The sequence below is a fragment of the Pedobacter humicola genome, from assembly GCF_056490705.1.
This window is the reverse complement of the sequence record NZ_JBWJIG010000002.1, coordinates 386182-400172: the sequence shown is the minus strand read 5'-3', so window position 1 is coordinate 400172 and position 13991 is coordinate 386182. Positions and strand designations below refer to the sequence as shown.

At 43.0% G+C, this 13991-nt stretch carries 10 protein-coding genes; 9 read left to right on the top strand and 1 reads right to left on the bottom strand.

What is annotated here, in order from left to right:
* Nucleotides 1-48 precede the first annotated feature (48 nt).
* On the bottom strand, nucleotides 49-1452 hold the full coding sequence (locus AC04Q1_RS05245; RefSeq protein WP_478362492.1) for a hypothetical protein: 1404 nt from the start codon (nucleotides 1450-1452) through the stop codon (nucleotides 49-51).
* A gap of 510 nt (nucleotides 1453-1962) precedes the next feature.
* Here AC04Q1_RS05245 and AC04Q1_RS05240 point away from each other — a divergent pair.
* The 9 genes from AC04Q1_RS05240 to soxC all read left to right on the top strand — a co-directional run bounded on the left by AC04Q1_RS05240 (nucleotide 1963) and on the right by soxC (nucleotide 13989).
* Nucleotides 1963-2400 (top strand): hypothetical protein, encoded by a 438-nt coding sequence (locus AC04Q1_RS05240; protein ID WP_478362490.1) that lies wholly within the window; start codon nucleotides 1963-1965, stop codon nucleotides 2398-2400.
* Nucleotides 2401-2693: 293 nt separating this feature from the next.
* Nucleotides 2694-3080: an RNA polymerase sigma factor gene (locus AC04Q1_RS05235; RefSeq protein WP_478362488.1), complete on the top strand. Its 387-nt coding sequence runs from the start codon at nucleotides 2694-2696 to the stop codon at nucleotides 3078-3080.
* A gap of 555 nt (nucleotides 3081-3635) precedes the next feature.
* On the top strand, nucleotides 3636-6746 hold the full coding sequence (locus AC04Q1_RS05230) for a SusC/RagA family TonB-linked outer membrane protein (RefSeq protein ID WP_478362487.1): 3111 nt from the start codon (nucleotides 3636-3638) through the stop codon (nucleotides 6744-6746).
* A gap of 14 nt (nucleotides 6747-6760) precedes the next feature.
* Nucleotides 6761-8122 carry a RagB/SusD family nutrient uptake outer membrane protein gene (locus AC04Q1_RS05225; RefSeq protein ID WP_478362485.1) on the top strand — a complete coding sequence of 454 codons (1362 nt, stop codon included), beginning with the start codon at nucleotides 6761-6763 and terminating at the stop codon, nucleotides 8120-8122.
* A gap of 10 nt (nucleotides 8123-8132) precedes the next feature.
* Nucleotides 8133-9074, top strand: a complete 942-nt coding sequence (locus tag AC04Q1_RS05220; RefSeq protein ID WP_478362483.1) for a cyanophycinase — start codon at nucleotides 8133-8135, stop codon at nucleotides 9072-9074.
* Nucleotides 9075-9090: 16 nt separating this feature from the next.
* Nucleotides 9091-10422: a DoxX family protein gene (locus AC04Q1_RS05215; RefSeq protein WP_478362481.1), complete on the top strand. Its 1332-nt coding sequence runs from the start codon at nucleotides 9091-9093 to the stop codon at nucleotides 10420-10422.
* A gap of 15 nt (nucleotides 10423-10437) precedes the next feature.
* Nucleotides 10438-12135, top strand: coding sequence for an MFS transporter (locus AC04Q1_RS05210; protein WP_478362479.1), 1698 nt, complete (start codon nucleotides 10438-10440; stop codon nucleotides 12133-12135).
* A 4-nt stretch (nucleotides 12136-12139) separates the two neighbouring features.
* Complete coding sequence (locus AC04Q1_RS05205) at nucleotides 12140-12736, top strand: c-type cytochrome (protein WP_478362477.1); 597 nt, start codon at nucleotides 12140-12142, stop codon at nucleotides 12734-12736.
* Complete coding sequence (soxC, locus tag AC04Q1_RS05200) at nucleotides 12736-13989, top strand: sulfite dehydrogenase (protein ID WP_478362475.1); 1254 nt, start codon at nucleotides 12736-12738, stop codon at nucleotides 13987-13989. The genes AC04Q1_RS05205 and soxC overlap by 1 nt, the downstream gene beginning before the upstream one ends.
* Nucleotides 13990-13991: the final 2 nt, after the last annotated feature.

Genomic DNA, 13991 nt, shown 5'->3' with positions numbered 1-13991 from the left:
ACCGGGAATTGCTCAACTCTTAAACTCCCGGTCATCATAGTCAATCTGTTATTGCAATAATCTCCATTCGCTAAACTGAAGATCTACACTTCCGTTGTTGGACGTAATGAACAGTTTATAATATTTATAAGCAGTGGTATTGCTGATCAATATTTTCTTGGTCTGTCTTCTCAGGTCAAAAGTTTGGTTACTGCGGATATCCAGTTGCGTAAAGTTTACATTATCGTTAGAAGCCATCAGTTTCCAACCTTTTGGATCGCGGTCAGGAGCATCGTTACCTGCGGTAATGGTGTACCCCTTAACCACCTGACTGGTTGGGAAAGTGAGCTGTGTCCAAAAAGTGGTTGGGTAGCTCCCTAAAAAGAATTTAGTATTGTAATAACTGTCGGCCAGTTTTGAAGAACCCTCGGCGGCAGAAGCACCACCAGCGTTTTCATTGCTCACGCTTAGCGCAGCCTGAGCAGTAATATCCTTCAGATAGCTTACATTTGGGAAAGCTGTTTTGGCTGTATTCAGTTGGGTAGTCCAATTATTTCCCTGTTCGTCCAGGGTTCCAAAAGCGCTTAAAGCGAGTGGCTTAAGATCGATGCCAGTTGCGCCGCTCCAGAAATGGATAAATTCACCGTAGTTCATTGATCTTGAAAAACGCACAATATTGCCCTGGCCATTATTTACGGTCTCTTTTGGAAAATATTGCGCCAAGAGACTAAAGTACTTGTTTAAAGCACTGGCATCGCCCTGTTGGCTGTAAATAGGGAAAAACCAGTCCCTGAACCAATACGTTTGTGCGCGTGGATAACTTTCCGAACCATTGGCCACCAGGTTATACCAGCGCTGAACATCAGCCGGGCGGTTAAGGCCGGCGTAAACGTCATAGATGTATATTTCCATCCATTTACTGTCGTGCCAGATGCCAAATGCTGGCGAATTGAGTACGTTTCTTGATGCGCCTTCAACAATATGGCCAACCTCGTGCGTGGTGATGTCGAGGTCGTTTCCAGTACCTGATAACCAGGCAGTCGTGCTGGAAGAACCTACATCGATTACATTTCTATAATCGTGGCTTGCATCCATATACGTACTGGGATGGCCGCCGCTGTATTTTCCGGTATGGAATATTGCCCACAAGCGAGAGTCGGGGCCAAACGATCCATATTTATTTTTGGTATAGTTCCAAACCTGCGCCAGATAGGTATTGGGCCAGGTAACGGTGTTGCTTACATCATTATCATGATAAACCACGATACTGGTGTCGTGGTAGAAACGCTGTAATACCTGTACATGGTCGAACCAATGTTCCTGCCAGGTGAGCGGCGGTTCTGCCAGTAAAGTGTTATTTGTAACGGAAACAGGGTTTTTTGAAAGCTGCTGAGCGTCTTCCGGAACTTGTTTCTTGCAAGAGAGGCCAAGAAAGATCAAGAGGCCAGGGATGAGGATTAATCTGTTTTTCATAATGGGTTTTATATTTAGGTTGAGTTGATTGCTCAGGTATGCTTTGGCTGCCCCCCTTTTCATCTTTTCGGCCGTTGTATTGTAAAGTTCTGTTTTCGATATGATTAAAACGTTTTAGTAATGGTGCTAAAAAAAATCCATCTGGAGATGGATATATCATTTAAGTTAGTGCTTTAAAATAAAAGAGATGTGTTTGTAATTTAAATATTACAAAACTGTATTTTTAAAATGAATGCCTTGTGTGTTGATAATTGCGAGGGATGATATAATTATCCATCATTATGATCGGTTTATGCATTTCTCATTTACCCCCTGGATACTAGCTTTAGCTAACCAAATAAGAACATTTGAGATGAGCCTTGCCTCTGCAATATTCAATACGTTGAATGCTATAAACGATCTTTCGATCGTAGCGCTATATCAATCATATCATAAAAAACCTGCATCAAAAGGTTATCAAAATGCCTATATAGATCTGAATATATTAATTAACCCGTAAACAACCAAACCATGTTAAAAAAATCATTACTCTTATTGTTGTTGCTTATTAATGTTTCGGTAGCGTTAAATGCAAAGGACGGAACACTGAAACCAAATGACACTTTTTACAGTTGTACTTTAACGCAGAACAATTTTAATCTCTCACTCACCTATGGCCCAACTTCTTTCAGTTTAACAAATGTAAATTATGCAGCAACTTATACAAGCAACCCCTACTCGCAGGGGCAATGGGAAGTAGGTGTGGTAATCGGTTCCATAAGCTGTCACCCATCCACCTATATTTATGGCAGAAGAACACAGTTGGATGGACGTGTAATGGAAACGGGAATCACCGCCTCTGGATATGTTGTGATCAAATGGGTTTCAGGTCCACCAATGCCAACAAGCAGTGCTCCGTATTATGCTGTTGATATGTCGAACGTAAACATTTCAAGCACCGGAGGCTAGATAATCGGATCATATGATCCAAATTTTACCCTTGATCTCTGTAGGCAAATTAACCTTAAACCGCTTTTGGCTTTAACCAAAAGCGGTTTATATTTTAAATTCATTGTGGAAAGATTGCCTGAGATTTAGTTTTTCAATTTTTTATAGCAGACACATCCATTCTTAATAAACTATATAATCTATGGATTTTGTATATATTTGCTTTCTGAAAATTCAGATTCATTGTTGTTGTGATGTGAAAGTTTAACACATCACCGGGTGATGCCGTAACTGATTAATATAACATAAAGCATTTGAACAATTTATCCTCTTATACTGATCATGAGCTTGTCGCTTTACTGAATAAAAGTGATTATGCCGGTTTTACCGAGATTTTTGACCGGTACCATCATTTGCTGCTTAACCATGCTTACCATAAACTTCGGAATAAGGAAGAGGCAAATGCTGTGATACAGGATATTTTTATTAAACTTTGGCATTTGCGGGGCGATACAGCTATCCAAAATCTTTCTGATCATCTATATGCTATGGTTAGGGATGGAATATTTCTGTTGCTTCATCAAAAGCAGGAGGATTTTGTTTTTAGTAAGGCATCTGATTATTTCAAAAATACTAAAGATAGCTCTTCTGACCAAGCTTTACAGGAGAAGAAGCAATTTAATAAAACGGTGGGCAGTTAATTATAATATCGATAGATCGTTCAGTTTAACCAGGGTCGGGCAAAATACAGAAGGAACCTGATCGTTCTACAATTGAAAGCACCTGAACAAATTGTTTTCAGTTAACTCCTTATCATCTTCAAATGTACGTATATCACCCCATAGAACCCTAATTCAGGGCTCATGTAACATTATTAATAGTTAGTCTATGGATTTTGTAGATTAAATATTTATCGATATGTTTGCGCTGATCATGAATGCAATAATAAGCTCCAAAACCTCTTTTATTACTGATATCTATTTTAAGCATATTGTTTTGAACATTTATATCTATTGGAATATGTGCTGTTGTTGATTTTTGATTTCTCCGGAAAAACCATAGATAAAAAATCTATGTCCCCTTAAAACTGACCACCAATTCCCTACAATATGTATTGAAATCCTTATATAAAAAACAACCGGCAAGGAAGCCTCGCCGGTTATCACGGAATATCAGTTCTGTAACGCCAATCACGCACTGATATCCATACCAGTCTTATTAAATGAATTGAATCATTAACATAAAACCCGTTAAATATGGAAATATTTCTCCATAAGAAAAAACCGTTCTTATTGGTCAGCATTGTTTTGCTCCTCTTTGTGCTAACCGTGCCCCTTAAAATTTTAGCCCAGGTGGAGCCGCCGCCACTCATCAATTCGAAATTGGCAGGTGTAGTAATCGACTCCCTAACCAAACAGCCTTTGCCCGGAGTGGTAGTCCGCATTAAAGGTGTTACCCATGTTGTTTCTACCGATGGTGATGGGAAATTTGTTTTTGTTACCGGTCAGAAACTGCCCTATACCTTAATCCTTTCTTCTGTAGGTTACGAGACTAAGGAAATTGTAGTCGGAACGAGTCCGGTCACCATTAAATTAAAAGAACTCAACAGTCAGTTAAACGATGTGGTTGTTGTGGGTTATGGTACCCAGACACGAAAATCGTTAACAGGTTCAGTTTCTACCATAGCGGTAGATGAAGTTAGGGCCAAGCCCACCGCTACCTTTGCCGAGCAGCTGCAGGGTAAAGCCCCGGGCTTACAGGTAAGCACTTCTACAGGTGTCCCTGGTGATGGGATGTTTATCCGGATCCGTGGCACCACTTCAATTAATGCCAGTAACGATCCATTATATGTGATCGATGGGGTTTATGTAAACAGTGGATCGCTACAAAAAATTACTACCCAGGGACAAGCCAATAATCCCTTGTCGGACATCAGTCCGGATGACATTGAAAGTGTGACCGTTTTAAAGGATGCCGATGCGACGGCTATTTATGGTGCACGTGCAGCCAACGGTGTAATCGTGATTACCACCAAGCGCGGTAAATATAACACTGCACCAAAAGTAAGTTTAAGTGCTTATGTTGGCGTGGCAAAAGCACCTAAATTATGGGATCTGGTAACAGGTCCACAACATGCAGAACTCATTAATGAGTTTTACCGGAACTCAAATGCTGATGCCATTGCAATTGCTGCGGCAAATGGAACAGTTCCTGCCACCACTTATCAATTTCAACCTTTCCGTGCACTTTCTGATAATCCAGCCGCTTCTCCGGCGGCGCGGGGTTTACCACAAGATCAGAATACCTATGATCGTTTGAATAAGGCTTTCCGTACCGGATTACTTCAGAATTATGATCTTTCTGTTTCGGGAGGTAACGATAAAACGACCTATTACATCGGTGGTGGCTTAAACAAACAGGAAGCTACACTTAAAACGAATGATTTTAGAAGGGGAACTTTTAAACTGAACCTCGATCAGAAAATCAACGATTACATAAAAATAGGGACCAGTAATATTCTTACCCAAACCTACCGTACCAATGCACGGGTTGGCGATGGACCACAAGGTGGTATCCTGCAATCGGCATTACACACCCCAACTTATCTGCCAGAGGTAAATGCAGATGGAACGCCAGGTAAATGGGCCGGTTTTGATAACCTGGATGTATTGCTGAACAATACCAATATGAACAGTACCAGTAACAGGCTGATCAGCAATCTGTATGGGGAAGTCAATATTACAAAAGATTTAACGTTTAAAACAAGCTGGAGTGTTGACTATAACCAATACAACGAGTTTCAGTATTGGAACAGTTTAACCAACCTGGGGATTGCGAACAAAAACCTCGGTACTTCAAGCGTGAGTAACAATACCATCTGGACAAACGAGCAGACTTTAAACTATAATCATGTTACTGGTAAGCATACTTTTGGTGCATTAATCGGTAATTCGCTGCAAGGTTCAGTTTCCAATCAAACACTGGCTCAGGGTACCAATTTCCCGAATGATTCGTTCCAGCAGATTGCCTCTGCGGCCAATACAACTTCATCTGCATCTGAATCAAAATACACGTTATCGTCGTTTTTTGCCCGTTTAAATTATAACTATGGTGGAAAATATTATGCTGTTTTCAGTATAAGGGCCGACGGTTCTTCGCGTTTTGGTGCCAATCATCAATGGGGGTATTTCCCCTCAGCAGGTTTGGCCTGGCGCGTTAAACAGGAAAATTTCCTGAAGGATGTTGCTGTGATTTCAGACTTAAAACTCCGCGGAAGTATCGGGGTAACCGGAAACCAGAATGGCATTAACGACTTTGCCTCGCGTGGCTTGTGGGGCGCTGGTGCCAATTATCAGAACAACCCGGGAACCACACCTTCGCAATTGGCCAACCCCGATCTGAAATGGGAAAGCACCCGTCAGGCCAATATTGGTTTCGATTTAAGTTTATTTAAAGACCGCTTGACTTTGAGCGGCGATGTGTACGATAAGTATACCAGCAACCTGTTGCTTAATCTGCCCCTGGCTTCGAGCAAAGGCTTTTCTTCCATCCTCACCAATGCCGGGGAGATGAGCAATAAAGGGCTGGAGCTTAACATCAGCAGCATCAATTTAGATGGTGCTTTTAAATGGAGCAGCAATTTCAATATTTCGCGCAACATCAATAAAATAGAGAAACTGCCTGTTCCGGTTGTGGCGGCTTATGCTGCTGAGCGTATGGTACAGGGTTTATCGATGTATACCTTTTATGTATACAATCAGCTTTATGTTGATCCGCAGACCGGAAATGCCGTTTACGAAGATGCAGACCACAATGGTGTAATCAACGCCAATGATATTGTACCTGTAGGAAATGCATTACCGAAATTTAACGGTGGTTTAACCAATAACCTAAGCTATAAAGGCTTCGATTTATCGGTATTCTTCAATTTTGTGTATGGCAATAAGGTGTACAACAACAATAACTATTTCCTTGAAGGTGGCGGTACCCGCGATGCCAACAGGGCGATGGACGTTTATCAGTTAGACCGATGGCAGAAACCCGGCGATATAACCAACATGCCGAGGCTTACGGCTTACGGGCAGAACTACACGCTAAGCCCAACCAGTCGCAATATTGAAGACGGATCTTTCCTTCGCCTGAGCAATGTAACGCTTGGTTATAACCTGCCGAAAGAGTTTATTAAAAAAGCAAGAATGGCTTCAGTGAGGATATACGCTAGTGGCTCAAACCTTTGGTTGTGGACGAAATATAAAGGTCCCGATCCGGAAATCAATGTGTCTTCATCGGCTACCGTATTGGGTTACGATTTAGGTACACCACCTGTGCCACGTACGTTTCAGATAGGCGCAAACATTACTTTTTAAACCGAATATTCATCATGAAAAAAGTTATTTACATATTTGCCATCATATCCCTGCTCACTTCCTGCAAAAAGTTTCTGGAAGTGCAGCCTCAATTGCAGGTAGATCAGGATCAGGCGATCATCAATGCCGGAACAGCAGCAACCGCTGTAAATGGTTTATTTAACCTTTTGGCTGCCAACAGTTATTATGGCTCAAATTTTCCGGCGCTTTCTTATTTATCTGCCGGCGATATCCAATGGTCGGGATCGCAATCTGATCCCAATGAGATCACTAAACACCTGACTTCCGCTACGAACGGGTATGTACAGTCGGCATGGACCGCCATTTACAAAACCATATCTCAATCCAATTATATTATTGATAAGGTACCAACCGTTAGTGATCCGCTGTTAACCACAGCATTAAAAAACCAGTACCTTGGCGAAGCTTATTTTGTACGTGCGCTGGCCTATTTCGACCTGGCACGTGGATGGGGCGGTGTTCAGTTGATTTTAAAACCAACCAATAATTCATCAGATAACAGCGATATTCCACGGAGCAGCCTGGCCGATACTTACGCACAGGTGTTAAAAGATTTAAATTTAGCTGAAACTTTAGTACCTACCGCGGTAAGCCGTAACCGGGTAAGTTTACGCACTGTACAGGCACTTAAAGCCAGGTTTTACCTGTATCAGAAAAACTGGGTACTGGCTGAACAATTTGCCACGTCAGTAATTGGCGATAATGCCAATTATTCGCTTGTGGCACCATATAGTGCGTTTTTCGCCAATAATGCTGTTGCCACCAATGAGTCAATACTGGAGCTGGCTTACACCACATCCAACACCAACGGGCACAGTAACTGGTGGTTGCCACCTGCTCTGGGAGGCAGAAGAGAGTGGTCGCCAAATGATGCCCTGGTAAGCCTGTTGAATAACCCTGCTATTGGCGGTAATCGCAATAGCCTGATCGCACGAACCGCGCCCCCTGGCAACTTATGGTATGGCAAATTGTATTACCGCAATCCATTGGGTACAGATCCGGCATATGTAATCCGCATCGCCGAGTTATACCTCATCCGTTCAGAAGCCAGGGCACAACAGGGCAACCTAACCGGCACAAACAGTGCGCAAAGTGATTTAAACGCCGTACGTAACCGTGCAGGTATTGATGCAACTAGTGCAGCTACTTTGAGTGATATTCTGTTGGCATTAGAAAAAGAACGTCAGGTAGAATTCCCTTTCGAAGCCGACCGTTGGTTCAATTTGGTTAGAACAGACCGTGCACAAACTGTGCTGGCTTTGCCTGATAAGCACCTTTACCTATTCCCAATCCCATATAACGAAACATTGGTTGACCCGCAATTGGCAGGAGCAAACCGCAATCCTGGTTATTAAAATATTGATCATGAAAAAATTAAGCATTTTTCTTTTGGCCCTCACCGCATTTGCTTCTTTTGCATTTGCGCAACCTTCACCCATCACCGTGAAAAAATCTGATACCAGGCATGGCCCCGAAAAAGGCAGCCTGTTGATTATCGGTGGTAACGTGGGTTCGCAACGCGATATCTGGGAGAAATTTACCGAACTGGCCGGAGGTAAAGATAAAGCCGTACTGGTAGTGGTTACCACTGCATCGGGTGATTCGGCTGCTTTCGATAAAAAAGGGGTTGAAGAGGTAAAACGTCAAACGGGGATCAAAAACGTAACACTGTTTCATACCAGCGATTTTAAGGAAGCCAATAGCGAGAAATTTATCGCCCCCTTAAAAAATGCAACCGCTGTTTATTTCGAGGGTGGCCGTCAATGGCGCATTGCCGATTCTTACCTCAATACCCTTACCCATCAGGCTTTTATTGATGTATTGAACAGGGGAGGCATAATTGCGGGCAGCTCGGCCGGAGCAAGTATTATCGGTTCCTTTTTATGGCGTGGCGATACCAAAGGTGCGCAGATTTTAGTGGGTGATCATACGCAGGGATTGGGTTTTCTTAAAAATTCGGCCATCGATCAGCATTTACTGGTGCGTAACCGCCAGTTTGATCTGGTCGATTTTATCCGTAAAGCGCCCGACTTGATCGGTATTGGTTTAAATGAAGCAACAGCCATTCTGGTACAGCGCGATACGTTGCAGGTGCTCGGACATTCTTTTGTGGCTATTTACGATTATAACACCATCATAAATAGTGGTGAAAAACACGTGGTGAACAACCGTGAAGATTTTACGGCGTCGAACGGACCGTTTTTCTTTTTGAGCGCAGGTCAGAAATATGATCTGGCCAAAAGACAGGTGATTAAAGAAACACGTAAACCTGCAAATACCGCTAATAAAGCTGATGACGATCAATAATCTTAAAAATAAAAAAATGAGTAATACGAATATACCATCGCCACCTGTATGGACGAATGTGGAAAAAAGATTATTCAGGTTCTTTTTCCTCTTTTTTATCCTCCAGGCCATCCCCTTGAGCGTTGATTTTTTTAAAACGGTTTTTGGGTTTAACTGGCTGAATATCAGTTACGGCGATATTTTTAACCTTAGCCGTTTATCAGCGAAGTTTATTCCTGGTACCGATAGCTTTGTGAATTGGATCATTGTCGCGCTTATCGCATTGATAGGCGCTGTGGCCTGGGAGAGATCGAAATATAAAAATATAGATTACGACAGTTTTTATTACTGGTTAAGGGTTGTGGTGCGTTATCGCCTGGCCATTGGCATTATCGGATACGGGTTTATTAAATTTTTCCCTCTGCAGGCACCCTTTCCATCCATCAGTAATTTAAATACCAGTTATGGCGATTTTACCGACTGGAAGATATTTTCGATGAGTTTGGGCATCGTGCCATCATACGAAGCATTTTTAGGTGGGATAGAAATCCTTGCAGGGCTATTGTTGTTCTTCCGGAAAACAGCCACTATAGGTGCTGCAATTATCCTGGTATTTACCGGAAACGTATTTATATCCAACCTGGCCTATGAAGGTGGTGAATATGTGTATGCTACCTACCTGATCATTTTTGCACTGTTCGTGATCTGGTTCGATGCACAGCGGATCTACAACCTCGTATCGCTTGAGCGTCCGACAGACCCCAATAGGTTTAAGCCAAACTTTACAGGTAGAGGCAAATCGCTGCGCCTGACGCTTAAGTCACTCATCATTTTCTTTTTTGTTTTCTTCTATGGGTTTAAAACCTATTCGGGTTTTCATCACGATCCTTACCAGTTCCCCCGGGCTAAGGGCCTGAATAATGCCGCAGGAATTTATAATGTAAGCGAATTCAGGGTCAATGGCCAGGTATTGCCTTATGCAGCAGTTAACGCATTGCGCTGGAAGGATGTGGTTTTTGAAAAATGGGCCACGTTAAGCATACGCTCAGACCGTCCGGTTATTGTGGATTCGGCAAATTACGAACAGGTTTTCAAAAACGATCAGGACCGCGATTACGAACTGGCTGGTACAGCAGGAAGACATTATTACAGTTATACAGTCGATTCAGTTAACCGTGTACTTTTTTTAAACAACAAAAATCCCCACTATAAAGGTGAGCGGTTGCGGTTAAAATATGAACGTCCTGATAGTGCCACAGTAATCCTTTCTGGTACCGATCAGCACCGTGATTCTGTTTATGTGGTACTGAACAAAATCGATAAAAAATATCCATTAAAGCTTAGCCGCCGCAAAGCACTTAAACTATAAACAAAGCTTAATGTTATGTCTGAAATAAAACAACAGGATACAGAAAAAGAGTTAACAGATTATCAAACTACAGCCAAAAAGCCATGGTCGTGGCAAAAGAAGTTTGGCTTTCGGGTACTGTTTATCTTCTTTCTGGCCATGTCTATCCCTTTTTCGGCCAACTGGTATAAAAATGTTTTTACCCTCGATTGGTCGCGCCCACATTATCGCGATCTGTATGATATCGCCCGTTTCCAGCCCAGCTTTTTATCCCTTTTTGGCAGCCAGCGTTCCCGTGATATTAGCGATTCGCCATCAGGAGATGAAAGTGCCAAAAAAAATGAGTCTCCAAAAAATAAAGCTGAAAATGGCGCCGTGAAAAAAGGTGAAGCCAAAAATGATGCAGGGTTGCCTCCAAAGAATAGTTTTCTTGCCGATTATACAGACTGGGGCATAGCACTATTATTCGCGCTGGTGGGTGCATTGATCTGGACTGCCATAGACCGGAAAAGCAAATCTTACCACCTGCTGTATTATTGGATCAGGGTCGTGGTACGTTATCGTGCCGGGATCGGGATCATCGGTTTTGGTTTTACCAAGCTTTTTCCAACGCAGATGCCTTATCCATCATTAGGGCTGTTAAATAGTAATTTTGGCGATTTTACCGCGCAGAAAATATACTGGCTCTCGGTAGGGGTAGTACCCTGGTACCAGGTTTTTGGCGGCGTGGTAGAGATTGCTGCCGGTACCATGCTTTTCTTCCGCAAAACAACCACTTTTGGCGCTATTCTATTGGCTGCGGCACTGGGCGATATTACCTTTGTAAACTATGCATACGACGGAGGTGTACATGTTTATGCGTTTTATTTTGTAATTCTGGCACTCTTCCTCGCGGCCGACGATTTCCCTAAATTATACAACCTCTTAATTCTGGAACGTTATACTGTTCCCTTCAGGATTTATCCCGATTTTAGAAAACCCTGGCTTAAATACAGCCGCATTACCTTGAAAGTACTCACCTTTGTGATCTTTTTTGGTGTGCTCACCTATACCGAGGTCATCAATTTTAAGTATGATCCTTATAAACAGCCGGCAACCGCTGGCGTTAAAAAATTAAGGGGGAATTACCATGTAAGTGAGTTTAAAATCAATGGACAGGTGATTCCATTTAACCCGCTCGATTCTACCCGGTGGCAGGAAGCCACTTTCGAAAACTGGACCACGCTGACCTTCAAAATCAACCGTCCGGTATTAATCGATCCATCAAACGGGGGCGGTAGTCCGATGCGTGATATTCAGCGTACGTTTGAGATCAGTGGTGTTGCAGGTGGCCAAAGGGCATTCCACTATTATGCCGATACCGTAGATAAGATACTTTACCTGCAGGATAAAAACGTAATGGCCTTAAGGGGAGGGCGTAAGGGTGCCGACCGCGGTAAGCAAGATCAACCAAAAGAAGATAACTGGATCAGCAAAACGGCATGGCAACATATCGGTGATGAAAATAAAATGATCGATAAAGCAGCTTGGTCTACCCGTAGGGACCGCGAATTTGAGGAAAAACCAAGGGAAGTAAAACGCCACCGTATGGTATTGAAATATGATACAACTGATGGCTCCAGGGTAATCCTTTCAGGCATTAATGAGCGTAAAGATTCTATTTATATAGTGCTCGATCGTTACAACCGCAATTATATACTCCCAAAAAGCACTTTGAATGCAGGTAAATATTAATAGAATGAACAAAACGGCAATCTTACTCATTTGCCCTGTAATGCTGTTATTGATGTCGTTAAAAGCCACATTTATACCGCCACAAGGGAAAAAGCCATTAACAGATAGCTTAAAGCGGCCAGCCAGATTTGGTTTTGGCCGCCCGGCGACCGTTCAGGAAATTGCCGTTTGGGATATCGATGTCAGACCAGACGGAAAAGGATTACCCTCAGGGCAGGGCGACGTGAAAAAAGGCAGGATACTGTATGCTCAAAAATGTGCGATGTGCCATGGCGATGATGGTAGGGAGAAACCTGGTGTGAAACTGCCCGGTGCAGCTTTGGTTGGCGATACTTCGGCTAGCAGCAAACCTAAAACCATTGGCAATTACTGGCCTTATGCCACCACCTTGTTTGATTATATGCGGCGTGCAATGCCTTATAATCTGCCGGGTTCTTTAAGTAATGGTGAAGTGTACAGCATAACCGCTTACCTGCTCAGCGCAAATAAAATTATCAAAGATGATGTAGTACTCGATGCTAAAAATCTATATAAGGTAGTCATGCCAGCGAAAAAACTGTTTATTATGGACGACCGTAAAGGAGGACCCGAAATAAGGTAATGGGAAAGATTGACAACAAAGATCAGGAAAAAGCTACCGGCAAAATCAGCAGACGGACTTTATTGGGCGGCGTAATTGCTGCTGCGGTTTTACCTGTACAATCTTTATTTGCCAGTGAAACGCCGTCAGAAACGCCTGTTCTTCCCGATATTACAGATGATCCAACTAAAATCGTTGGCCCGGGGCCAAGCCCCCTGGGTAAACGTTCACTGTTTGAGCAACCCGTGCGTAAACCTTCTGATATTTCTTCACGCACCCCTTTGCAGGATTTGCATAGCACCATCACGCCGGCAGATCTTCATTTCGAACGCCATCATGCAGGGATTCCAACCATCGATCCGGTTAAGCATGAATTGCTGATCCATGGACTGGTGCAAAATCCAATGAAATTTACCCTTGCCGATATTAAAAGATTCCCATCTGTTACGCGTACCTGTTTTATCGAATGTGCGGGTAATTTCCGTACAGGTAAGGCCGAAATGACACCACAGGATATTTTGGGGCTCACCAGTCAGAGCGAGTGGACGGGTGTAATGCTTTCTACACTATTTAACGAAGTGGGCATCAGCGATAAGGCCAAATGGTTTTTGGCCGAAGGTTCGGATGCTGCAGTAATGACGCGTACCATTCCCATCGCTAAAGCATGGGATGATGCCATGATTGTTTACGCACAGAACGGTGAGGCCATACGTCCTGAACAGGGCTACCCCATTAGGCTGCTTTTGCCCGGTTTTGAAGGAAATATGAATATTAAATGGCTAAGAAGAATAGAGCTTTCAGAAGAACCTTATATGACCAGGGAAGAAACCTCAAAATATACTTACCCTGTAAAAGATAAAATCAGAATGTTTAGCTTTGAGCTGGATGCCCGTTCCATTATTACCTACCCATCCTATCCTCAAAGGGTAAATAAAGGCTGGGTAGAAATACGTGGAATCGCCTGGAGCGGCAGGGGAAAGGTAGAAAAAGTAGAAGTGAGCACCGATGCCGGAAAAACATGGCAGTTGGCCAGGTTACAGGAACCTGTGCTAAGCAAAGCGCATACTTATTTCAGATACCTTTGGGATTGGACCGGTGAGGCAACAGAAATATTAAGTCGCGTTACCGACGAGACTGGCTATTTGCAGCCAACTTTGGCACAATTGGTAGAGGCTCGTGGTGTAAACCTGGGTGGATATCATATGAATCCCATTACGGCATGGCAGATTAAAAATGACGGAACCGTTTTGTTTAAACCGGAAACAATAAAATAACC

Coding starts and splice junctions, on each gene's coding strand:
- AC04Q1_RS05245 (WP_478362492.1), bottom strand. CDS start 1,452: ATGAAAAACAGATTAATCCTCATCCCTGGCCTCTTGATCTTTCTTGGC.
- AC04Q1_RS05205 (WP_478362477.1), top strand. CDS start 12,140: ATGAACAAAACGGCAATCTTACTCATTTGCCCTGTAATGCTGTTATTG.
- soxC (WP_478362475.1), top strand. CDS start 12,736: ATGGGAAAGATTGACAACAAAGATCAGGAAAAAGCTACCGGCAAAATC.
- AC04Q1_RS05220 (WP_478362483.1), top strand. CDS start 8,133: ATGAAAAAATTAAGCATTTTTCTTTTGGCCCTCACCGCATTTGCTTCT.
- AC04Q1_RS05240 (WP_478362490.1), top strand. CDS start 1,963: ATGTTAAAAAAATCATTACTCTTATTGTTGTTGCTTATTAATGTTTCG.
- AC04Q1_RS05225 (WP_478362485.1), top strand. CDS start 6,761: ATGAAAAAAGTTATTTACATATTTGCCATCATATCCCTGCTCACTTCC.
- AC04Q1_RS05215 (WP_478362481.1), top strand. CDS start 9,091: ATGAGTAATACGAATATACCATCGCCACCTGTATGGACGAATGTGGAA.
- AC04Q1_RS05230 (WP_478362487.1), top strand. CDS start 3,636: ATGGAAATATTTCTCCATAAGAAAAAACCGTTCTTATTGGTCAGCATT.
- AC04Q1_RS05210 (WP_478362479.1), top strand. CDS start 10,438: ATGTCTGAAATAAAACAACAGGATACAGAAAAAGAGTTAACAGATTAT.